This window comes from Psychrobacillus sp. FJAT-21963 (assembly GCF_001420585.1).
GTDB lineage: Bacteria > Bacillota > Bacilli > Bacillales_A > Planococcaceae > Psychrobacillus.
Genome location: NZ_LJIY01000006.1, coordinates 379806 through 403637 on the forward strand (window position 1 = coordinate 379806; position 23832 = coordinate 403637).

At 34.3% G+C, this 23832-nt stretch carries 26 protein-coding genes; 21 read left to right on the forward strand and 5 right to left on the reverse strand.

Translation table 11 applies throughout. From position 1 onward, the window contains the following. Positions 1-90: 90 nt before the first annotated feature. The 9 genes from AN959_RS15540 to AN959_RS15580 all read left to right on the forward strand — a co-directional run bounded on the left by AN959_RS15540 (position 91) and on the right by AN959_RS15580 (position 6914). Positions 91-2016 (forward strand): M28 family metallopeptidase, encoded by a 1926-nt coding sequence (locus tag AN959_RS15540; RefSeq protein WP_056832001.1) that lies wholly within the window; start codon positions 91-93, stop codon positions 2014-2016. 353 nt (positions 2017-2369) lie between these two features. After that, positions 2370-2819 (forward strand): DUF1569 domain-containing protein, encoded by a 450-nt coding sequence (locus AN959_RS15545; protein ID WP_056832123.1) that lies wholly within the window; start codon positions 2370-2372, stop codon positions 2817-2819. Positions 2820-3152: 333 nt separating this feature from the next. After that, on the forward strand, positions 3153-3602 hold the full coding sequence (locus AN959_RS15550) for a DUF4279 domain-containing protein (RefSeq protein WP_056832003.1): 450 nt from the start codon (positions 3153-3155) through the stop codon (positions 3600-3602). A 148-nt stretch (positions 3603-3750) separates the two neighbouring features. Further along, positions 3751-4026 (forward strand): hypothetical protein, encoded by a 276-nt coding sequence (locus tag AN959_RS15555; protein ID WP_056832005.1) that lies wholly within the window; start codon positions 3751-3753, stop codon positions 4024-4026. Between the two features lie 140 nt (positions 4027-4166). Continuing rightward, on the forward strand, positions 4167-4505 hold the full coding sequence (locus AN959_RS15560) for a hypothetical protein (RefSeq protein ID WP_056832007.1): 339 nt from the start codon (positions 4167-4169) through the stop codon (positions 4503-4505). 117 nt (positions 4506-4622) lie between these two features. Then, complete coding sequence (locus tag AN959_RS15565; RefSeq protein ID WP_056832009.1) at positions 4623-4850, forward strand: hypothetical protein; 228 nt, start codon at positions 4623-4625, stop codon at positions 4848-4850. 150 nt (positions 4851-5000) lie between these two features. Then, positions 5001-5360, forward strand: coding sequence for a hypothetical protein (locus tag AN959_RS15570; protein WP_056832011.1), 360 nt, complete (start codon positions 5001-5003; stop codon positions 5358-5360). An 82-nt stretch (positions 5361-5442) separates the two neighbouring features. Then, positions 5443-5811, forward strand: coding sequence for a hypothetical protein (locus tag AN959_RS15575; RefSeq protein WP_056832013.1), 369 nt, complete (start codon positions 5443-5445; stop codon positions 5809-5811). Between the two features lie 215 nt (positions 5812-6026). Next, positions 6027-6914: a S16 family serine protease gene (locus AN959_RS15580; protein WP_056832015.1), complete on the forward strand. Its 888-nt coding sequence runs from the start codon at positions 6027-6029 to the stop codon at positions 6912-6914. Positions 6915-7170: 256 nt separating this feature from the next. On the opposite strand, the gene AN959_RS15585 is transcribed toward AN959_RS15580, so the two are convergent. Together AN959_RS15585 and AN959_RS15590 are read right to left on the reverse strand one after the other, a co-directional pair. Further along, complete coding sequence (locus AN959_RS15585; RefSeq protein WP_056832016.1) at positions 7171-7404, reverse strand: hypothetical protein; 234 nt, start codon at positions 7402-7404, stop codon at positions 7171-7173. 56 nt (positions 7405-7460) lie between these two features. Next, positions 7461-7649 (reverse strand): hypothetical protein, encoded by a 189-nt coding sequence (locus tag AN959_RS15590; RefSeq protein ID WP_056832018.1) that lies wholly within the window; start codon positions 7647-7649, stop codon positions 7461-7463. 404 nt (positions 7650-8053) lie between these two features. On the opposite strand from AN959_RS15590, the gene AN959_RS15595 reads away from it, so the two are divergent. Continuing rightward, positions 8054-8497 carry a hypothetical protein gene (locus AN959_RS15595; RefSeq protein ID WP_056832020.1) on the forward strand — a complete coding sequence of 148 codons (444 nt, stop codon included), beginning with the start codon at positions 8054-8056 and terminating at the stop codon, positions 8495-8497. A 230-nt stretch (positions 8498-8727) separates the two neighbouring features. Here the strand turns inward: AN959_RS15595 and AN959_RS15600 are convergent, their stop codons facing one another. Further along, complete coding sequence (locus AN959_RS15600) at positions 8728-10155, reverse strand: serine hydrolase (protein WP_056832023.1); 1428 nt, start codon at positions 10153-10155, stop codon at positions 8728-8730. A 224-nt stretch (positions 10156-10379) separates the two neighbouring features. Here AN959_RS15600 and AN959_RS15605 point away from each other — a divergent pair, with 224 nt between their 5' ends. The 10 genes from AN959_RS15605 to AN959_RS15650 all read left to right on the forward strand — a co-directional run bounded on the left by AN959_RS15605 (position 10380) and on the right by AN959_RS15650 (position 20847). Continuing rightward, positions 10380-10937 carry a hypothetical protein gene (locus AN959_RS15605; RefSeq protein ID WP_056832025.1) on the forward strand — a complete coding sequence of 186 codons (558 nt, stop codon included), beginning with the start codon at positions 10380-10382 and terminating at the stop codon, positions 10935-10937. 245 nt (positions 10938-11182) lie between these two features. After that, on the forward strand, positions 11183-11464 hold the full coding sequence (locus tag AN959_RS15610) for a hypothetical protein (RefSeq protein ID WP_056832027.1): 282 nt from the start codon (positions 11183-11185) through the stop codon (positions 11462-11464). 1056 nt (positions 11465-12520) lie between these two features. Next, positions 12521-15685 carry a discoidin domain-containing protein gene (locus tag AN959_RS15615; RefSeq protein ID WP_056832029.1) on the forward strand — a complete coding sequence of 1055 codons (3165 nt, stop codon included), beginning with the start codon at positions 12521-12523 and terminating at the stop codon, positions 15683-15685. A 415-nt stretch (positions 15686-16100) separates the two neighbouring features. Further along, positions 16101-16973: a HupE/UreJ family protein gene (locus AN959_RS15620; RefSeq protein WP_253278925.1), complete on the forward strand. Its 873-nt coding sequence runs from the start codon at positions 16101-16103 to the stop codon at positions 16971-16973. A 549-nt stretch (positions 16974-17522) separates the two neighbouring features. After that, a complete protein-coding gene (gene plsY, locus AN959_RS15625) occupies positions 17523-18101 on the forward strand; it encodes a glycerol-3-phosphate 1-O-acyltransferase PlsY (protein WP_056832031.1) in 579 nt (192 codons plus the stop codon). Positions 18102-18252: 151 nt separating this feature from the next. After that, positions 18253-18708, forward strand: a complete 456-nt coding sequence (locus tag AN959_RS15630) for a hypothetical protein (RefSeq protein WP_056832032.1) — start codon at positions 18253-18255, stop codon at positions 18706-18708. A 150-nt stretch (positions 18709-18858) separates the two neighbouring features. After that, positions 18859-19221 (forward strand): hypothetical protein, encoded by a 363-nt coding sequence (locus AN959_RS15635; RefSeq protein ID WP_056832034.1) that lies wholly within the window; start codon positions 18859-18861, stop codon positions 19219-19221. A gap of 200 nt (positions 19222-19421) precedes the next feature. Then, entirely contained in the window at positions 19422-19727 is a 306-nt protein-coding gene (locus AN959_RS15640) for an NIPSNAP family protein (RefSeq protein ID WP_056832035.1), read from the forward strand. Between the two features lie 176 nt (positions 19728-19903). Continuing rightward, on the forward strand, positions 19904-20362 hold the full coding sequence (locus AN959_RS15645) for a hypothetical protein (RefSeq protein ID WP_056832037.1): 459 nt from the start codon (positions 19904-19906) through the stop codon (positions 20360-20362). A 164-nt stretch (positions 20363-20526) separates the two neighbouring features. After that, positions 20527-20847, forward strand: coding sequence for a hypothetical protein (locus AN959_RS15650; RefSeq protein WP_216598642.1), 321 nt, complete (start codon positions 20527-20529; stop codon positions 20845-20847). 509 nt (positions 20848-21356) lie between these two features. On the opposite strand, the gene AN959_RS15655 is transcribed toward AN959_RS15650, so the two are convergent. Continuing rightward, positions 21357-22181, reverse strand: a complete 825-nt coding sequence (locus AN959_RS15655) for an MBL fold metallo-hydrolase (protein ID WP_056832041.1) — start codon at positions 22179-22181, stop codon at positions 21357-21359. A gap of 451 nt (positions 22182-22632) precedes the next feature. Here AN959_RS15655 and AN959_RS21555 point away from each other — a divergent pair, with 451 nt between their 5' ends. Next, complete coding sequence (locus tag AN959_RS21555; protein WP_056832043.1) at positions 22633-22812, forward strand: hypothetical protein; 180 nt, start codon at positions 22633-22635, stop codon at positions 22810-22812. 212 nt (positions 22813-23024) lie between these two features. On the opposite strand, the gene AN959_RS15665 is transcribed toward AN959_RS21555, so the two are convergent. Beyond that, on the reverse strand, positions 23025-23819 hold the full coding sequence (locus AN959_RS15665) for an SDR family NAD(P)-dependent oxidoreductase (RefSeq protein WP_056832046.1): 795 nt from the start codon (positions 23817-23819) through the stop codon (positions 23025-23027). Positions 23820-23832 lie beyond the last annotated feature (13 nt).

Sequence of the window (23832 nt, forward strand, 5' to 3'; positions counted from 1 at the left end):
TTAACTGTATTTAAAATATTTCCTTGTAATATAATGTATGTCATTTTAAAATATGGTATATTAGGTAAGTGTTGAAAGAGGAGGATTACTATGAGACTTAAAATATTTTTTCTTTGTTTTACTATTTTACTATTTATATCAGGCTGCACTAAATCCGAGAATCTAGATACAAATCCGTATTTATCTATTATTAATCATCTTACTAGCGAGGAAATGATGGGGCGATTACCTGGTACCACAGGTAATAAAAAAGCGCAAGAATATATAAAAACCCAGTTCACCTCTATAGGTTTAGAACCGGTCTTTAATGAATCTTATATGCATCCATACACCCATACTTTTTACAATCCCGAAAAACAAAATATTAAGATGTCACTTGTAAAGGATAGTGAGGAGATTAATTTAGTTTATGAAAAAGATTTTGTTGTACAAAATTCAGTAAAAGATCTACAAATTCAACTACCTATTTGCGCTCAAAAGGAAGAACTTATTAATGAGGACTGTTTATTTGTTACTCAGGATAAATATCCATTAAATAATGAACATATTAAAGGCATACTTAAGCAGTCACCTATATTATCTAAGCATTTACCAAGTGGTTTTGGTGGTATACCTATCATTCAAATACAGGAGGACATCTATAAGAAGATATTAGAAAAAGGTGTTGACCTCATTCAGCAAGTTAACTTGAACATGCAACTAATTAGTGAAGATATAGAGGCCAATAATATAGTAGGAAAAATCGCTGGAAAAGGACATGGTGATCATAAGGACGCCGTAATTATTTCAGCTCATTTTGATTCGCTTGGTTCAATGGATGGTAATTATTTTGAAGGTGCTATTGATAACGCTTCAGGTGTAGCCGGGTTAATACAACTTGCTATAAATTTAAAACAACATAGTTTAAAAGAAGAATTTCAATCAGATATTATTTTAGTTGCTTTTAATGGAGAAGAGTCAGGTTTGCAAGGTAGTGAAGCATTTGTAAAAGATATTGCGAAAAATTATAAGAACATTTCTAATATCAATATTGACAGCGTAGGAGATAAAAATGACGATGAGTATGTGATAGTAAATGCTGATAATGGAAAAGTGTTAAGGGATAGATTAGTTGATTATTTATCCTCAAATGAATTTAAAATAACCGAAGAGAATCCATCTTTAACAAGTGACCATGTGTCTTTTTCTAAATATAATTATCCTGCCATTACTATAGGTCAGAATAATCTAGATACCATTCATACTCTAGATGATACTAGAGACTTGATTGACCACATAAAATTACATGAAATCGTTACGGGTATATTTAATTATATTGTTAATACTGAAAAAGTGGACTTAGAGATTACTCAAGAGCCATCAGAAATGACCGAGGAAGAAATAGCGATAATGGATGAGCTTATTGAAGTAGCCACTGAAGAAGCAGAAAAATTAGAATTTGGACAATATAAAGTAGTGAGTATTCCCGAAGATGATAAGGAAAATGCTCAGAGTATATTAGCATCTAATACACATATTTCATTTACTTCTGTTTCAGCCATACCTAACAATATAAACTGGCTTATCATCCCGGAAGTTTTAGATGTTTATACTTTTAGTGAAGGAGAAATTAGTTTTACAATCACACCAGATAACTATAATTCTTTAGAGAAAGATAAAATTTATGAAATTGATAAATTCTCCAAAGAAGATCTAAATTCACTATATTTAACATATTTAGACTCAAGTAAAGAAGGATATGAAATTCTAATTAGTACAATGCCATTTCAAAACAACGATAAAAATCGGCTTAGCACATATAAAGGTCATGAATATACAATCTATGACTCTTCATTTTTAAACATCCATACAACACGAACATTTGATAATAAAACTTATTATTATAGCATTAGTAAAATTAAACAAAATGATTTCGGAGAAAACATTCTATTATGGAAGACTGATGAAGGAGAACAAGCTATAAAAACAATTGATTCGATTAATCTAGAAACTTTGACTCAAGATATGGGGCTATAAAAGTTACCCTATCAAATAAAGATTGTGAAGAAATGTACTTAAACTAATGGGTGCTTTAGTGAAACAAGACCATCATTTAGATGGTCTATTTATTTATCCAAAACTTCAAGTAGATCTCAGAAATCCATTGTAAAATGTTACACGTTAAACTAACGGGGCAGTTTAGTTGAACAATCGTCATTAATTTTTTCAACAATCTGGCAATTTAATGGAATAAGATTTTCGAACAAAATTGGATTATTATGTTATTATTGTTTTGAGATTTTGAGAAAATTGATATCTAAAGAAGCAGAACAGAATAAATGGATTTTTTGTGGTGATGTAGAGGTAGAATGGTAATGGGAGATGAACAAATGAATAATATTTTTAATCAATTGCATTCAGAGGAAATTTTAAACCGTTTTGAAAAATTAAGCCCAATTTCAAAACCCCAATGGGGTAAAATGGATGTTGCTCAAATGCTAGCACATTGCTCATCCTTTCAAGATATTGCGATGGGACATTCTTTTCCAGCGAGAGGTTGGTTAGGAATATTAATAGGAAACTTTGTGAAACTAATTTTTTATAACGACAAGCCATTAGCCCAAAATATGTCTACAATTCCGACCATTTTGATTGTAGATGAAAAAGAATTTGAAACAGAGAAGGAAAAACTGAAACAAAAAATTATAACTTTCCAAATTAATGGTCCAAAGAAGTGTACGACTCATCCACATCCATTTTTTGGTAAACTTACTTCCGAGCAATGGGGAAAAGGAATATACAAGCACCTTGACCATCATTTAAAACAGTTTGGAGTTTAGTTAGTTTTTAGAAATATAAATAAAAGTTGACCAAAGAGAAAAGTAACTAAATGCCATAACGGCTTAGAAATAAATAATTACTTTATTGTTAAAAAGAATATACTTTTTTTAATTAACAGGTGCTTTTGTTAAACAAGACCATCATTTCGATGGTCTATTTTTACGTCCAAAACATCAAGTAGATCTCAGAAATCCATTGTGAAGTGTTACGCTTAAACTAACGCAGCAGTTTAGTTGAAGAAGAAGGTATTTTTGCGATTGCGTTGAATAAGTTAATATATGTAAATTATTGTCAAGGACTTTTGTTTTTTATGTTGACAAGGGGTGAAATATTTGGAAAAAGATTGTGCGTTTATAAGGTTCAGTTTAGTGGCAGATGAATGGCCGATTGATGCGTTTACAACTGAAATTGGAATCCTTCCAACAGAAGCCTATAAAATTGGTGATGATTATATAATTGGAACAAGACAAAGAAAGCGTTTTGAAACGGTATGGAGCTTGGAATCTGGAGAAATGAAGTTACATTTTGAAGAAGATATGGATAAAGATTTATTTGAATCATTGATTGCTCCGTTAAGAACACATATCAAATTAATTAATGCATATAAAGAAAAGTATCAATTAACTTGCATTTTTTTCGTCCACTATAATTTTTACAACGCTCAAACACCCGGGATGCGTTTAGATCCAACCATAATAGCTTTTGCACATAGTATTGGGGCTATAATCGACATTTATATTGATAACGAAACGGACTGGGAAGACTTATTGTACGTAAACTAACGGGTGCTTTGCTTCAAATAAGGAGTAAAGCCTTTTTTCTTATTTAAACTAAAGAAGCGGTTTAGTTGTATAAGGATGTTAAGTTACAGAAAAAGGATGAATAGGTCATTTTTTGAATATAAAGTTAAATTTATAAGGAGTTTTAGGAATGAATAAAAATTTAATTTCAATTTCTATTATGTTTTTTGGGTTGTGTATTTTATTGAGTACGTGGGTTTATTCAAATACACTTGAAAATATTGCAAATAATAAGAGGACAATAGAAGCTGAACAGCCTAAACAGGAAGAATATAGATATGAACTAATAGTAGTTAATGAAAACAATATCATTTTTTATGATAAGCAAAATGGAGATTCTTGGAGGAAATTTAATGAAAGTGGTGAAGGACCTAGTGAATGGGAGAAACAGTCTTTACCATTTTAAGGGTTAAAAAAGTCTAAGTTTAATTATTTTACTAATGGGTGATCTTGCGGAACATGGATTGCTTAGACAACTGTTTATTCTTAAACTAAAGCACCACAGAGTAAATAAAGCAGTGATTTAGTGTAAGGAGGTGCTCTCATTTGAAAAAAATACTAATAGTTTTAGTAGTTATTCTGTTAATGTTTTTTTTATACTTTTATCAATCGCCTATTATTAGTACTGGAGAAGCAATAAATAATGCAGAAAAATATTTGTTAAATCCCCCAGAAGAGTGGAAAAACGCAATATCCTTCAATGGTTTAGATGAAATCTCACCTGAGAATATTAGTGTGAATCTCATTCCAAAGCAAGGGTATTGGAATGAAATAACGAATAAAATGAAGTGGGAAGTTACAATAAAATACACTGGTCAAGAATCAACTATTGTGATGGATGCATACACTGGAGAATTTATAAATTTATATGGACCATTAAATTAAAACCAACCTCCTTATTGAAGTAACGAAGCAGGTTAGCGAAATATATTATGTTCAGATATAGAGGGTAACGGCATTAATGTAACAGTAAGGGGAAATTTATATTGTGGAGGGTTTATAATGAAGTTCTTCAGAAAAATGTCTAAAATAGAGTCATTTAATTCGAGAAAAGGAGTAATACTTGGTTTTTACACCTATATGTTGCTATTATTTTTAAACTATATTTACTCTCTAATATATGGAGATGAGCCTTTTACTTCCATTGTAATTTTTTGGACTGGATTGTTAGTAGCTTTTGGCTATGAGCTTATCTTAAATTTAAAGTCTAAGATGAAATTAAATAAATGAACTAATAGAGAAACATTAACAGGATTTAACTTTTTTCCTTATTCAGTGCTTTACTTCAAAAAGGGTAAAGAATTTTTTCTTATTGAACTAACGAAGCAGTTTAGTTGAAGAAGCAATGTTTTATAAAGTTGTTCAGGAAAAGGAGAAAAAATGGAATATAAAGACTTAGCAATACACTTTACAGATGAATTTGAAGAGTATAAGTGTGACTTACAAGAACATATTGAATTTTATGGCGAAACCTTAAATCACGTTTTCTTCGGTGAATACACCAATTATTTTCTTGAACTCATTGGAAAAGAGAAGGATATTCCAAAGATAAAGAATTTATTTGATTATCTTGAACTGATGGCAACTTCAGGAGATGATGATGTTAAAGATTTACTAAGCGTTACTATACTTGCACAACTTGGCGACTCTAAGATGCTTCTAAAAAATGCTTATAAGTATATGGGTTCACAGACGAGAAAAGCCTCAAATGAAATTGAAATGTTTTGGGGTAGAAATTAAGCTAACGGGTGCTTTAGGTTAAACAAGTGGCTGAATGTAAGGGTAACTTTTTCTTGTTGAAAAAAGTAAAGGTGGAGTTTCTATGATAGAAAAAGATAAACATATATGGATAGAAGCTGAAGAGTGGGAAGATTCTGAATGGGATATTGAGGATGAAAATACGGATATCAAAGTTACTTTTTCAGACCGTACTGTATGGATGGCAACATTTTTTACATACAGAAACATTGAAAGCCAAAGAGAAAAGAATGCAAAGTCAGGCGAATGTATGAATGGAGCCTACTTTCAGGCGAGTGATATGGTTTTAATTGATATTGTGAGCAAAGAAAGAATTTATGAAGTAATTAATTATCTTATCGATAACGGTGAATTTGAGTCTGTATTTACTAAATATACAGACATAGATAGTGAAGAGGATTATTTATATCCCAAAAATTTCTTCTTCAACTAACGGGTGCGTTAGAAAAGATCGTGGGGTTGCTTTGGCAGCTCTTTTTTCTTATTGATCTAAAGCGGCAGGTTAGTTGAAGAAGGAATCTTTGATAATGATATTGAATAAGTAAAATATGTTAATAAATGGAGTGTGGAATATTGCTTCAGGTTCGGGAATTAGTCTTTGATTGGCTCTTTTTCATAATGAACTCTGTATAAAAGAGAGGTGGATAAATGAGTATTGACCACAAGAAAACACATCCTAATTTTCCTTTTATAGCAATGATCCTCGTGTATTTTACCGAGCTTTATTTATATCTCATCAATGTCATTACAGGCTTTTTCTTTGTGAACGTTTTGTTGGCCATGACTGTGTTGATCGCTCTCTTTACACTGAGCGTAAGAAAACTGACGATTCCTAAACCACCATTTGTTTTTTCCATCATCACTTCATTACTCTTAATGATTTACGAAATGCCGCTCATTCTAGTTGATAACCATCAATACCTCGTAACCAGCCCCGCTGCTCCAGAGGAACTAATAAAAGGTTCCGGAATTTTTTTAATAGCAGTGAATGAGACGATATTGGGCTCCGTAGATAGCGAACAAGTTCTGGAAAGTTACGTCAACAGCAACGCGGAATTCTTTGAAATTAAATCTATCAAGAACCACGAGCGTTATAGCAGTAAAAACATAGCAATCGTCGAGACAATGGGCATTCAGAAAGATGAATTTGAACAAATGGCCGAAAATGTGCGGACCTATTTAAATACAAGTAACGATTCGATTGATGAATTTCTGTCACGTGATGGTTCCGGCGGCAACAGTGCGGGATTAGCCTTGGCATTATCTAGCCTTTCAAAACAAGGGGAGTACAAAAATGATTTGCAGTTCGGCGTGACAGGAGCTATCAATGATTCTGGGGAAGTAAAGGAAATTGGCTTGGTAAAGGAAAAAGTATGGATTGCTAATGAAAATGGCTTGCCATATATTATCCTTCCACTTGGAAACCTTTCTGAGGCCAAGGATGTCAAAAAGGTGCTTAGTCTCAAAATCGATTTAATTGGGGTTCATGATGTCGGGGAAGCCGTTCAAATCATTGAAGAGTTGAATAATAAATAGTGCAGGACGAAAACAATTAAGAACGCAACGAATATAAACCTGAGTATTTATCATTTAAGGAGAAAATTTTCTTCTTCAACTAACGAGGTGCTTTAATGAAAAAAGATACACATAAAAAAATGAGCTTGGTGAGACATTTTCCAGCTCATTTTTTATGTGTATTATAAATCAAAACTTAGTGTTTTCAAAGTTTTTCTATTGCGTAAATAACTGAATCAATAATTGCATCTAATAGCGGTAATAATGAAATCATTTACTACTTCTTCGCTTCTAATTCCAGTTTACGTCTACTAGCATCTTCTTCGGCAGCTACGAATTTATATCTAGCTCCATTAAAATCCCAGGGCTCCCCATAACAATATCCTCTTTCAATCTTAGTGAATCTGAAAAATTTATCTCCTGTATGTTCTTTTAACCATCGTCCTGTCTCTTGGATAGACTCGCATTCTTGAATGAGTACACCATTTTTAAAAACTTGAATTTCTACCATTCGTCACTACCCCTTTGTATGTTTTAATTAGTTGTTAATAGGAAAGGTCGTCTTAATTACTTTCTCGGATAGTGAAAACGCTCAATGCCATTGTCAGCCATTTTATATCTATGGTAACACTCTGCACATTGAAGTAACTGAACATTAATTAGTCCTAAATTCGGATCTTTAATAGTTTGTTCTTTAAGAACTGTACTTATGATGCTACTGCATTTCGGGCACCCTGCCTTCTGTTGTGATTTCATTAAACTACTCCTCCTTTCGCTAGTCAATCTCCAAAAACTAGATATATAGTTAGATGGTTTATAAATCGAATCTTAATGTCAAAGTTAGTCAAAGTCAAATTATATGATTAACAATTTAGAATAATAAGGAATTAATTTTACCCATAAAAAAAGAAGATGAATTTTCATTCACCTTCCGATAATCTTTACTAAAAAACGAACCCAAACTGTTCATTGGAATCCATCTGCAATTGATATTTATTTGTTCTCTAGGGGCTGTCTCTTTCTTTGAAAGTACGGGAGTTATTTGAAACTCCTTTTTCTAATTCAATTAAAGCGGCAGGTTAGTTGAAGAAAGAACTGTTAAGTTTTTGATGACTTTGCTATTCTTATTTTAATGTTTCCAAATGAAAGAGTTGAATAAGGTGAATGAGTTTAAAATAGTTGGTAAACAAGGGTTCATTCGAATTGAATTAAATGAAGTCTATGGTTTCCCTAATCAAACAAGCTATTTAGGTGGTTACGATGTAAAAGGGAAAATTGAAATTAGAAGTGGCAATTATTACGTTAAAGATGCTGAACTATGGTTTTCAACTGGACAGGTATACGAGTTCTTCATTCAGTTGCAAAAATGTAATCACAACTTAAAAGGAAATGCTACCTTTTCAGAATCAGAAAATATTCTCAAACTTGACCTTAGCTTTAATAGGTTGGGTCAGATAAACATTCAAGGGCATTTTCAAGAATTAGCACACCAAGAAAATATTTTGCAATTTGAGATTGAAAGTGACCAAAGTTATTTGGAATCAACAATACAACAGTTGAAAAATATTGTTGACCATTATGGTAACTTAAAAGGTAAAAAATAAGTCATTTCTTATTCAACTAACGGGTGCTTTACTTCAAGAAGGAGTAAAGCCTTTATTCTCGTTGAACTAAAGGGGCAGGTTAGTGCAAGAAATAGCAAGTGAGTTTAACTAGGAGAAGTGTCGATCACATTAAATAAGACTCCGAGGTGTCTTTTGTTTTTAAAATTAAGAATATCGATAAATTCTAATTTATTCACTTATCACTATGCTTATTTTCGTAGCGAGGCATCTTATCGGTGAGTATATACAAACCAAGTAATGCTTGCTGTTAATAATGTCGACGAAATCAAAGTTGTAAGAACACTATATGTTCGCCAAATAAGTATCGTTGACCAATCGAAGGCAAAAAACATTATACACTGGGCAATCGTAGCGATTAGGAAAATAATTGTTACGATTGTTCTCTTTTTTGTCATTGGTTGCTGCTCATTCGTTTTCCTTTTTCTTAATCCTAAGAGAAATAACAGAACGGCCAATAGGCAAAGAATAATTGTGGTAGACGACAAAATGATGTCCCAAAACTGTGTGCCGCTTATTTCATATGACTGAGTAAGATTGCCGTCTAATATATCTTTAACTTTTAGTACCAGGTTTATATTGGTATTTGCTCCGTTGCTTAGTAAGCAGACGGCTGTTCGTTCATTTGGCAGTAGGGCTACTTCGGTTCTGAAATTCGGATTGCCCCCAGTGTGTTCTATAAACGTTTGGTCGGCGTTTACCGCCCAACCTGCCGCATAATACATATCATTGACAGCCGAAACAGACATATCACCCCTATGTGATTTTTCGATCACCCTGTGAAATATATCGGGTATATCCTGCTCGGTACTCATCTGTATGCCCATCCAACGCGCCATATCTTTTGTATTAGAAATGATATAACCGGCAGGTTTATTCCCAGCATAATCCGGAGCGTTAAATGGAGTTGTTATAAAAAAGGAAGAACGGTAGCCCTGTGCCAACTGTCCAGATGCTTGAGCATCTTCTTTATAAACATAGGTCTGGTGAAGACCTAAAGGCAGAAATACCTGTTCCCTCATAAAGTCTTCATAGCTTTGTCGCGATACAATCTCAATAACCAAACCCAATACGTCATAATTAACGGTTCCATAGCTATATTGTTCACCGGGAGAGAACGCCAATTCAGCATCTACTAGCGTTTCCACGGTCTTTTGCAACATATCCGGCGTATTGCCTTGTGGAATATTTTGAGTATGCCTAATATTTGTTAGGCCGCTGGTATGGTGAAGGAAGTTATTTAGTGTAAGGCTTTTCATATCAACAGGTTTACCTTGATACTTTAACGTAAACCAAGGTAAATATTTTTGGATAGGGTCAGTCATTGATAGCAGCCCTTGCTCTTCCAATAGCAGAATTCCCATACCAGTAAAAGCTTTACTAACCGAGGCTAACTCATAGAGTGTATTTTCACTTGCAGACAACCCCTTTTCACGGTCTGCATACCCAGAAGAAAAGTAGAACACTTCATCATCCGCAAGTATTGAGATTGACATTCCAGGCACACCTGATATACGACAGGCATCATCTAGTAACGCTTGAATTGCTACAGATTTCGAATCTGACAATGCATAACTTTGTGCTGCGAATCCTGAGAATAATATAAATATCGTTATTACAAAAACAATAGTCTTTTTCATAAACTCTCCTTTTTGAAAAATTATAAGTGTATAAATAACCTACTGTCCTACTTTTACAATTAAAAACTAAGTTCTAACTTATTTTTCTATTTATCTATATAATATCAAGTGATTGTGAAGAGTTACACTTAAACTAACGGGTGCTTTAGTTAAACATGTGGCTTCCTGTAAGGGGAACTTTTTCTTAATGAACTAACGGTGCAGTTTAGTTGAAGAAGAATCTAATGAAAAGTGCTATCAGAAAGGAATTAATATTTTTGGAGAAAACACTAATTGAAAAGGCAAAGAGTATTTTAAGTGGAACAGAAATTGGCTTTTTTATTACAAGTAAAAATTGGGCTAAAGAAAACTATGATGATTATTATCAATACTTTTTGCATCCTGATTATGAAGTGCGAAAATATTCGCTTCTTGTCTTTGGGGCAGGACTTGGTAATTGGTCTGCTAAATCTGCTTTTATCTTTACTCATCGTGAAAAAAAAGACCCTGATTTTGACCCCAAAAAAATTTATCATTTGAAACATTATATTAAGTCATTTCTTGATAATAGAGAACCTATTAAACAAGAATTTCCATTTTTATATAAGGGAATCATTTATTATTTAAACGAATTAGATTATGAAAAACCTTTTGAAATTGTCTTTCCTTCAGTTGATGAACAACTGTTTATTTCTTTAAGAAAAGTTTTGAGGAATTCTGGAATTGACGAAAAATATGCTTATGAATTCAATTTTAATGACATTTTAAGAGAAGTTGGACTTCCCACTTTCTTTAAGGATTAATCATATTCCTCTCTTAGATCCAGAAAAAAGTATGGGGATTTCTGTTACATTTCCCCATTATTTGAAATAGAAATTATAATTTTGTATATTATTTTTCTTACTAACGGGTGCTTTAGTAAAAGAACATGGGTTGCTTAGGCAACTCTTTTTTATTATTCAACTAACGGAGCAGGTTAGTGGAACAAGAATAATGTTGTATAATACGTTAAAGCTATTGATTTATTAAAAGGAGAAAGTAATGATAAGTGCAAACAATTTTAAAACAGGTGGCAGATGATTACTCTGACTTTAGGTTTGTAGAGTGTGATTTCTGTAAATGCCAATATATTCACGACTTTGAACATTGTACTTTGTTCTATGACCCCAATGATTTGGAACGAAGTTTTTCAACATTATTTGAATGTGATGAAGATAAAAATTATCCATTACCTTGTCGTAAGTGTATACGGAAGGAATGGGATTTCACAGATATTGATAATGATGAAAGAGAAAATGTCTTAAAAGGTGAATGGGGTTGGGCAATTTAACGACTTTTTAATTCAACTAACGGGTGCTTTAATTAAACATGACCATCATTTCGATGGTCTATTTTTATGTCCAAACATCAAGTAGGTTTCGGCGATCCATTGTGAAATGTTACACTTAAACTAACGGGGCAGGTTAGTTTAAGAAGGTTTTTATTCACAAGGTATAGAATGATAGGAATATAAAAAAAAATTCAGAGGAGACGATTGAAAATGGAAAAGAGTCTGTTTTGATGTCAGAAGATAAAAAACATATATTTTGTCCTTTACAATATAAAGTTAAAGAAAAATTGACGGAAGAACCGGACGATACTTTGGGAGATAAGTGAAAGGGTTGACAGTATTATTTCTGATTCAGATCTATCCGAAAAGGTACTGAAGATATATAAAAAAGAAGGAATTGAAATTGTGAATAAGATTAATTTGAAGGAAAAGTAGCCGTCTACTTTCCTTTTTTTATGTGTTTTTAAAACTCAGTTTATCTCATTTCAGCTTCTCTCATCAATCAAGTAGCAAAGTAAATCTTTTGTTTTTTGCAGCCAGGAAAATAAAATCCACCATCAGCTATTTATGTGTTTTTGTGTAATTTTTAATAAACACAACAATAATTAACACGATATTTACAGAAAATCAATATTGATTGTGTATTATATTTTTAAACATAGGTAATTTGTGTGAGTGCATTATTTTATGCTGTTTTGAGGTGGCGTCTATGTATTCCCCCTATTCTGGGAGGTGAACTTCAAAATATCGGCGTGCCAGGATTAAAGCACCGTTTCAGTTTAATGAGAACAGTAGAAGGAGAGAATCAAGGTTCCAATATTGGAAACGAAAGGGGGATTTCCGTTACATAAAATCTCCTCTCATCCTGATCGATTGGAGGATGCCCGCCCTCCTTGTAAAGAGGGGCGACCTTCTCCATCACAATGGAGTCGTCGACATGATCGATATAATCAATGAGTTCCGCATCAAAGTTTCGCTACGGTTTTGTTTTTTACTCAATTTCACAAGATTTTTGAACAGACTCTTAAAATACTTAAAATATGGAGGTTTTCTGTAATGAAAAGAATTTTATCCATTACCCTCGTATTAACGATGATATTCGTTATGTTATCGACCACCACAGACGCATCGGGCGACAAAATCGTCAAAATCGACAATATGCAGCCGGTTTACGGTCAAACGATCACCGCCAGTGTGATCAAGGGTAAAGGTTCAAAGGGCAAAAATCTAACATTTCAATGGCAAGTACAGGAATCACGTATAAGCGATAAATATATTAATGTAAAATCGGGTGGTACATCCAAAAGCTACACCGTAACGTTAAATGATATTGGTAAAAAATTGCGTGTTGTAGTTGGTTTACCATCAAATAGTGACAGAAAAACTTCATTGCCCACGAACGCAGTATTAAATGCCAACCCCCTTATTGCATCGATGAAATTCGACAATAATTTAAAGGACGATGCAAATCAAGAGAACTTGGAAGGGAAAGGAAATTATAGTTATGTAGACGGTGTATTACCCGGGACCAAAGCTCTGCACTTAGAAAGCGGAGACGGCAATTATGTCGGTACGAAGCATAGCTTGAATTTTGGTAATGACAGTTTTACCACATCCTTCTGGTATAAGGGTGACACGAACAATAATCAGGTCATATTATCAAACAAGGATTTTACTAAGAGCTCTAACGAAGGCTGGGCGATTTATACATCAGCCAATTCGGTTAATATGAATTTAGGATTCCCGGCCACATCAGAAAAATTTGGGCGCGACACGTTTAATGCTTCCGATTGGCGTTACGTGACATTTGTTGTAGACAGAGATAAAATGCTCGGATCGTTGTATATTGATGGTTACAAAATGACTGAAACTTCGCTTGGAATCGGAACTTTAGATACATCGAACCCATTAAATATAGGTAGCGACGGATTGGGCAAACATGGCGGTAATTCATTCGATATAGCTGATTTGAATGTTTGGAAAGGTGCATTTAGCAGTGATGTAGTCCAAGCTAATTATAATAGTTACGCTGTAAATAAAGTAGATATGAACGCACTTAACGACACAATTTCAGAAGCAAATAAAACAATAGCAGGCGGTCTTGGCAACGGCTTCAGCGAGATGGATTTTGACTATTTGAAAAAGGTTTTGAATACGGTAAATACGGTTGCAACAACGCAAAAAGAAAAATTATTTACACAGGAAACGATCAATTATTATGAACGTGAACTAAACAACGCCATATTCATCTATCAAAAGAGCAATAAAACAGTAACGCCCGCTGATTTAAGTATGATTGTGGACAGCGACCCGGAAATTAGTGGTCATCCCGGTTCAGCCGCGCGCGTGGAAGAAAATTTCAGAAAAGAACTGAAAGTATTCCCACAGGCCGACGTAATGTTTCTTCCTGGCGACATTACTGGCGGTAACAATGCCATCGAATATCTGTGGATGAATGAGTTGACGGGCGTATACGATAAACTTAAAAATGAGGGTTTATTCGACAATACGGAGTTTTATATGATAAGAGGTAACCATGATATGGGCGGTGCAGAAAAGTTAATTCCTGTCGGTTCGGCTGGCGCATGGAACGAATCTACGAACTCGTACGATAACAATTTCTTTAACGATGCTTATCGGGTCAAGGTAAAAGGATATAATATTGTAGGTTTTGACGGGAATTATGACAATAACAACACGTCTGAAAAAGCTAAAAATTACCTAGATCAAATTACAAAAGAAGAGGATTACGATCCAACAAAACCGATATTTGTATCTTCTCACTTCCCTATAAGTGGAACCAATTGGGGATCGGCATGGAGCTCCTCGGCAAGTAATAATGTAGGTAGATATATTGCTGACAAGAATTTGTCGCAGGTAGTATATCTGTCAGGTCATACGCATTTCGACCCGACCGACGAACGTTCTCTCTATCAAGGGGTGGCTACGTATCTCGATGCAGGTTCGACGTCATATTCTAGTTATATTGATGGCGGTCCATACGGCGGATATATTGAAGGTGCGTATATCGAATACAAGACCGCGCCTCGCATCGCGAATTTCTTAGAGGTTTACGATACAAAAATGATCATCAAACAGTATAATTTAAATACGGATAAATTTGTAAGCGTACCTCTTGTAGTGAACGTTGGCGAAGGCAAAGAGGCCTTTACGTATAACAAGAGCGATACAAAAGAACTCATAGCTCCGCAGTTTGAAGAGGGTATTACGGTCGATTCCTACAAAAACAACGAACTTGCTTTTACAATAAAGCAAGCAAATGACAATGTGCGCGTTTTGGAATATAATATTCAGCTTATCAACAAGCTCACCGGGAAAGTGGACAAATCGTTTAACAGCCTTTCACTGCCGCTAGACAAACCATTCGATGAATACAGACATTATAAGTTTACAGATTTGTCGCCGACTACTCCATATATACTAAGGGTATTCGCCGACGATTCCATGTATAACCGTTCGTCGCAGGACATTGACATTGAGGCTCATAGTGTTAATTTAAACAGCATCACTGCGCCTGCTAACATAACAGGGTTGACAATCGGAACGGCGAAGACAGCGGAAGCCCTTGGATTGCCTGCATCAGTATCCTTGGATACTGATGCAGGCAGGGGAGAAGCCAATGTGACATGGAATGTAGATGCATCAAACTATGATCCCACTGTAAGGACTGCACAAACCTTCGCTGTCAATGGAACTGTAACTTTGCCAACTGGGGTGAAAAATCCCAATAACGTCCCTTTGACAACAAGCATTAAAGTTACGGTTAATAAGATCACTCAGTCTCAAATGACGGCAACGGCGACAAGTCAGGAAACGATTGGTGAAAATAATTCAGCATCCATGGCGATTGACGGAAATTCACAAACTTTTTGGCATACAAAGTGGGATAAATCTGATGTTCTTCCCCAATCGATCACCTTAAATCTTGGAGGAACTTACCCAATCGATAAGGTCGCGTATTTACCAAGGCCATCAGGCAGCAACGGAAATATTACAGGATATAACGTTTATGTTAGTACAGATGGAGTGACCTTTACTAAAGTTGCAAGCGGAACTTGGGCAAACGACAATGCGGAGAAAGTAGCAACTTTTGATCCGACAGATGCATCATATGTCAAGCTCGAAGCAACGACGGGTGTTAACGGCTGGGCAGCGGCCGCGGAGATTAGCGTCCTTGAAACAGAAACTGTAAAGAATTAGCTTCTAACTTTAAGAGAATTTATTGAACGCTGGACACGATGAATTAAGGAAAGACCATTACAAGTGAGGATTGGCACATGGTTAAAGATGCAGATATCAATCATAACGACAAGATTAATTTTGCAGATTTAGTTTGGATCGCCAATAAGATTTTGCAATAGCACCAGATAATAAGGAGAGAAAAGTAAATCTTTTCTCTCCACTTTCTATGAAATGAGGTCCCATTATGATTCGACGTTCATTCCTGTCATTGTTTATCATCTTATTATTTTTTGGTACTGCCACAACTTCACTTGCGCATTCCATAGATATGAATTACTAGGATTTAAACATTGAAGGGAACGAGATTCTCTATGATCTTTTTATTGAACAAACAGACTTGTTTCCACAATTCGGTACTGACTTGGATAATCTGGTGAACGATGAACTGGCCTCGCAAAAAATTGAATCCTATCTACAGAAAGGTCTTCGCATAGATGCGGATTCGAAGCCCTTAACGATGGAATTGGTTTCGATGAACATGGCGCAAAAGGGTGCCATAAGAGGCATGAAAATTCAACTGACGTTTATCGCTGATGAAGAAATCGAACAATTTAATCTTCATTACGATCTGGTGTTTGACGATGCGCCTGCTCATACGAGTGTACTCATGGTCCATGCAGGGGAATATTTTCAGCAGGATATGATTGATAGCGCTAATAGAGATATTCTGATTAACCTTTCCCAGGACCTTCCCCAGCCTGAAATTGGATCCCTCCTATGGAAATACTTTGTACTTGGAATCGAACACATTTTGACCGGGTACGATCATTTGCTGTTTTTGTTATCCTTAGTATTAATCGCATCTCGCTTCAAGGATGCGTTGAAAATTGTTACTGCTTTTACAATCGGCCACAGCATAACACTATTCTTGGTGGCCACCGACCGTATTCAGGTCAGTTCGCATTGGGTCGAAGCCTTGATTGCCCTAACGATCTGTTATGTGGCAGTGGAAAATATGTTTGTTCAAAAGGCGAAATGGCGGTGGCTATTGACGGCCATATTTGGCCTGATTTACGGCATGGGCTTCGCCGGGGCTTTGGCTGAAACGGGACTTCCAAAGAGCAATCTGATTGGCTCACTCCTGACGTTTAATTTAGGTGTGGAAGCGGGCCAGCTCATGTTCCTTTGCCTATTACTTCCCTTCTTGCTATGGCTGCGAAGGTTCCCATGGTATCGTAAAATGATGAACTCAACGTCTTGTCTTATTTTTGTGCTGGCATTTTATTGGTTGATTCAAAGATTGTAATTAGGCCATTTATTGATCAATACGAGAGTTAGCGGTATTTTTGCTAGCTCTTTTTTATTATTGCGTGTCTAACCAAGTCAGGCACAACTAGCTGGTATAGTCCGGTCGAGGTAAGAGCCTAGTCGCCTCGTGAAGAGATCATATCTGATCGGGGTTCACAGTATGTGTCGGAGGATTACTGTACAAGAGATGCAGATCGGCATGAACCACAATATCCCCTATGTTTAATATTCTGATTTTTTTGTTATTACATATACGAATGAACTCTTTAATGGTTTCAAAAAGTTGGTCTTGATATTAAACAGGACAATAATTTGAATAGCTTTTCACTATGAATTAAGAAATGAAAAGTTATAAATATTATGTATGCTACAAAATATCAAATATAGAGTTTGTGAAATATTGTACTTAAACTAACGAGTGCTTTTCTTGGATAAGGAATAGCAACTTGTTCGATTAAAGGGTCATGTTAATGTAAGAAGGATTGCAGGAAATCATGTGCAATAAATAGAAATACTTACTTAACAAACTATGTAAGGAGATAATACTTTGAACATTTTAACTTTGATTCTAAGTTATTTAATTGGCTCAATCTCATTTGCTTTAGTAATCGGTAAAATGTTTTATAAGAAAGATATTCGTGATTACGGTAGTGGTAATCTCGGTGCAACTAATGCTTATAGAGTTTTAGGCATAAAAGTAGGAGTAATTGTTGCAATTGCTGATATATTAAAAGGTACATTTGCTTGTTTACTTCCCCTAATACTTGGTTCTACAGTTAACCCTATTGTATGTGGTTTATTAGCCATATTAGGGCACATATTTTCTGTTTTTGCTAGTTTTAAAGGTGGAAAGGCTGTTGCGACAGCAACTGGAGTTTTCTTGTTTTTGACTCCTTTAGGTGTTTTTGTTGGTTTTGTTGTGTTTGTGTTAACTTTGCTATTTACTAAGTATGTATCACTAAGTTCAATGTTGGCTAGTACAGCATTATCCATTTACAGTCTTATATTTGAAGATAAAGTTATCACAGTACTTTCTCTACTAATAAGCGTATCAATAATCATTCTACATCGACAAAATATAAAGAGAATCGTAAATGGAACAGAGAACAAAATAGTTGGAAATTAGTTTTTACTTGTTAAGCTAACGGGTGCTTTAATTAAAGAAGTGGCTGCCTGTAAGGGTAGCTTTTTCTTATTGAACTAACGCCGCAGTTTAGTTGAATAAGTGTTAGAGTTCTTGCGGTGTAAAATATAATGAAAAATGAGGTATTTATGAGATGATAGAAGAAGAACTTGTCTTATCCTTTAAAAATGGAGTTGCTGACTTTAAAATTTGGTCTAGCAAAGCAGATAAATCTTCTGGAGAATGGGAAACGGAATACCCAAACTGGGACAAGCTTTATCAACACACAGCAGATTTACTCAAAGGACTCTCAGTTGAGCGATGGAACGATGAACTTATTAAAGACTTTCTTTATATACTAGCAAGAGATAACGAAGTCGAGAATATCATAGAACAACTTATAGATTTACCTAATCAACTTTTATCATTAGCTAAGTTTGCAACAACATATAGTGATGCAGATGCAAAATGGCAAGTTGCTTATGGTCTCGGAGAAATCAGTGAAGAAAAATTATTAATTAGAATGTTATTAAGTAATTTCCTAAATGATGAACAGGAGTATGTGCGAAGGCGTGCTTCCTTTGCGTTAGACAAACACTTACAGCAGTGATTGAACTAACGGGTGCTTTACTTCAAGAAGGAGTAAAGCATTTTTTCTTATTGAACTAACGAAGCAGGTTAGTATAAGAAGAGGTAAGAACTTCTTTTGTAAAAAACGGGGCTTGCAAACATTTCAAATATAAAAAGCGAGGTTTTATTGATGAGTGCCCAGAATATACAAGAAAAAATTGATTCCCTTCATTATTGGGATGCTCGAGTAGTATCTTTGGAATGTAACTATTTTGCTGATGAAGTTACAATAGAATACGAGGATTCTTTCGTTAATGTTGTCTATAAGTTCAATGGTTGCTACAAAACAGAATTTGAACACGACATAGGGCATGAAAAAGATGTTCCAGTGAAAGAATTAACCCGCTTACAAATTCCGTACTTTCTCCATAATGTTGATGTAGGAAGTGTTATATTTGACGGAATCGAACTTTATATTTGTAAAATAAGCATGTCGCCTATGAACATAGAAATATGGTGCAAAGATATACAAGTCCAAAAGTGTGCCCAATAGGTATTTATTGAACCAAGCGAGTATGGTTAAACAATGGTGCTTGGAATTATCTAAACTTGAAAAATATTCTTATTCAACTAACGGGTGCGTTAGTCAAAGATCAATGAGCTGCATAGACGGCTCTTTTTTCTTGTTCAACTAAAGCAGCAGAATAGTTGAAGTATATGTTATGATGAGAAAAATATTTTAGGAGGAATAAAATGGTAACATGCTATTTGAAGTACGTCATTGACCCTTATAAAGTAAATGAATTTGAAGAATACGGTAAGATGTGGATTCCGCTTGTAAATAAATTAGGTGGCACACATCATGGCTATTTTCTTCCACATGAGGGTGCTAATAATATTGCTTATGCCTTATTCACTTTCCCAAGTTTAACATCATACGAAGAATACCGAGTGAAAATGGCATTGGATGAAGAATGTCAAGCAGCATTTAAATTTGCAGAAGATACTAAATGTATTTTAAGTTATGAGAGAAGTTTTATGCGTCCTATATTTAAGTGAATATACGTTAAAGCTGAAAAATAATTTAATCATACCTTGTTAAGCTAACGGGTGCTTTAGTAAAACAAATGGCTGCCTGTAAGGGGAGTTTTGTCTTATTGAAATAACGTAGCAGGTTAGTTCAATAATGAAAGCGAAAACTTGAATAACTGTTTATCTAGTTAGGAGGGAAAAACTTGCTTGATAAATTCAGAAAGTTTTTTAAGAAAGATATGCTAGAAGAAATTGACGACAAGTATGTTTTTGTTCCAGAAAGTAAGATAAACGAAAAGTTAAAAAGAAACATAGTTGAACTAGAAAGATTAGGAGAAGAATGGAGTAAGGTTCTACAAAGAAAATATGGAAATACATTTGAAAGCCAAGGAAAACAAAACCTAAGAATTTGGGTGTGCAGGGACATTGATGGAGATGAAGAAGAAGACCTGAGTTCGGAACGTTGTCTAGAAAAAGAGTATCGGTCTCAAATAGCAATAGATTACGACGGTCCAAAATTTGATGATGATATATATGCAGATACAATTGAATTATGGTACTACTTTAGTGGTTACTCCGAAGGTTCAGGGACACTATATGATTTATCAAAAAATAACTTAGAAAAAGATATTGTGGAAGCTTTAAAAACAATGCTTAAATGACTCATTTAAAGTTGTTTCTTATTCAACTAACGGGTGCTTTACTTCAAGAAGGAGTAAAGCCTTTTTACTTATTGAACTAAAGAAGCAGTTTAGTTGAAGAAAGTAGGATTCAATAATTGGGGGTGTTTTTCTTGAGACAGAGTAGTCAGGAAGTTTTGAGGAAATTGAATACAGACTATATCGATGCAGAAATAAAGGACTTGTCGTATGACCATACAACTCATATAGTTCGAATGAGTTATTTTGGTCCGAATGAATCGGAATGCACAATTTTATTTAGGGATTGTTTTTCAGCCACCTTTAATACTTGGCTTGAAGGTATGAATGGGAGTATCCCACAAAGACCAGAAGAGTTAGCCTTCTATTTTCAAGAAATAGAAATAGAGGATATTGAAGTCAATGGCATTCTACTTTATAAGTGTTCATTGGTAATACCTATGATGGACTGTCAAATTACTTGTGTATCGATTGAAATTAAGAATTGATTATTCAACTAACGGGTGCTTTACTTCAAGAAGGAGTAAAGCCTTTTTTCTTATTGAACTAAAGAAGCAGTTTAGTTACAGAGGGTATAAATTAAGGGATTCGGAGATGTAGGATGGCAAAGAAAAAAAAGAAAAGCAGGATGGATTTTTTAAAGGAATTTTAGGTAAAATTGGTGGTTCTATAATATTTGAAGTGGTCTGGAACATTATAATGTTTATACCAAGAATGGTAATTCGCTTGATTTCAAGCATTTGGTGAAGTTATTAATTCTTATTGAACTAACGGGTGCTTTAGTAAAAGAACATGGGTTGCTTAGGCAACTCTTTTTTCTTCTTCAACTAACGCAGAGTGAACAAGAGAAGGGTGAGTTTTTATATCGCATTTGAACATTAAAACGAAGCATTTGGACTGAGAAACGCTCCTACATTATAGACTAATAAAAAGCCACCTCATTTCAATTTTTAATGAGATGGCTGCTGTTTATATTTGATTAATGTATTCTATAGAATTATTGTGACTGAATAATATGGTCATTAACAAATGCTTTTATGAAAAATAATTCATTATCATTAGGGTCCCTTTTATTTTCTTCCTTAAAGGACGCTATCGCATTTTCTAGTGAGGACTTTACAACTTGACTTGCTGTTGTTAACTCTTCCCAATATATATCCATTTCATTTGAATCACAGATAGATTCATGACCTAGTAGGAACATTTCTGCATCATATTTTTGAATTTCTTTAATCATAGGCAATAACAATGATTGCTTGTAATGAAATAAAGAATTTGTAGTTGTACCATATGCACAATCACCTAAAAAAACAACTTTTTCATCAGGAATATAAATGATTGTAGAGTCATCTGTATGAGTACTTTTGATACATTCGAGAATGCAAACTTTATTACCTAAATCAATAGTTAATGTATTTTCAAAGAGTACATCTGGAGATTTCAACTTAAAACAGTCCCTGTTTGGCATTTCAGTTTGTATAATCTTTACACACATAGCACTCATCTGATCAGTGGTCACATATTTTTGTAGTGAACTATCGTCATAGGATAAACTTTGCCATTCTTTTATCATTTCGTTTGTTTGACTATTAACTATTACAGTTGCATCAAATTCATTCATTCCTAGGAAATGATCCCAATGTGCATGGGTAATAACAACATATTTAACTTGTGGTACATTTAGCTTCTCGATTTCTAGCAAAAAGTCCTTAGCATGTATTATTAGACTATATCGGTCACCACATACCAGTCCTAATGTTGGTCGTTCTCTATCATCTTGATTAGATAAATAATAAATAGTATCACTTAATTTATTTAACATGTTATTTTTCCTCTTTTCTATATATTCATTCTATGAAAGAGAAAATCTACATGTTTATTCTAAAGTTATTAAAATAATTTAAGATTTCTCTTATTATTTTTTTACCATTGGACTTGTACCTCCTTGTTTACTAAGGAAAAGTATATCATAATCCAAACTATACATTAAGAAAATTCGGAATATTAATTGTGTTTATAACAGTTATTTATATTTCGCAGTTCGAACATTATTTACAATAGAAGAGAAGGTGCTTTTTCAACTAACGGGTGCTTTAGTAAACAAGACCATCATTTCGATGGTCTATTTTTATGTCGCAAAAACATTAAGTAGATTCGGATCTATTGTGAAATGTTACACTTAAACTAGTGGGGCGGGTTAATTGAGGTAGAGGTAAGTAACTTCAGACGTTACAAAATATAGTATATTATAAGTAATAAGAAAGAGGCATTTCATGATTATAAAAATTATAGTTGTCCTAATAGGAATAATTGCTTTGGTAAGCAGTTTTTTTCACAATAAAGAGAAACATAAAAGATTTGGGAAGTATACATCTTCCACTGCTACTTCAGATTCTATAATTGCCACCATTATTGGTCTAATAATTTCTTTTTTGTTGGGAATTGCACCTTGATGGGTAGTGAAATTTCTTTTTATGTTGATAGGTGCCGGCTTAATATATATAGGAATTTTCCTAATATGAATAAACATCTTATTCAACTAACGGGTGCTTTAGCAGAACAAGACCATCATTTCGATGGTCTATTTTTATGTACAATGTGAAATGTTACACTTAAACTAACGCAGCAGTTTAGTTGAAGAAGGATAATTCTACCTTCCGTAGAATTAATAGATGGTTGGAACCATCCCTCCATCCATGCGGATAGGAGATCCCTTAAATGCAGATGCATATGGACTACATAAGAATGTAGCTAATCTCCCTATTTCAAGTGGTTTAATAAATCGCTGTATTTCAGATTGAGGTAGATTATTAATCATAAATTGTCTTTCTTTTTCTGAAAAAGGCATGTCATCATTATTGTAAATACCCTCAATTATTTGTTGTACATTTTCAGATAGCGTCGGCCCAGGCATAATGGTATTGATTGTAACTTGGCTTCCTTTTGTTAATTTAGATAGGCTTTTTGACAATGATAAAAGCATGGATTTGGTCAGACAATACTGAGGCATCTGTCCAGAAGGCATTACTGCTTCTTCACTTGCAATAAAGATAATGCGCCCATCATTATTTTCCAACATTTTAGTTAAATAATATTTGGATAGTCCATTTGCAGCTAATACGTTCGTACGAAAGTATTTTTCCCATATTTCATCGGTAACATCTTCATATTGCATAATTTCATATATTCCCATGTTGTTAACTAGAATATCAACATTGGAGAATTTTTTTAATAATGATTCTCTTTGTTGAACATCAACAATATCAGCTGTAGCATTTTGAGGAGAAGTGGCTGGGAAAGCTGATTTAATTTCCTTTACAGTTCGTTCTACCTCTTCGTAATTACGTCCATTAATAAGAACGTTAACTCCTTCTTTGGCCAGTTCAATGGCAATTGCTTTACCTATTCCTTTTGAGGATCCTGTAATCAATGCTGTTTTATTGTTTAATCCCATTTCCATCATATACTTCTCC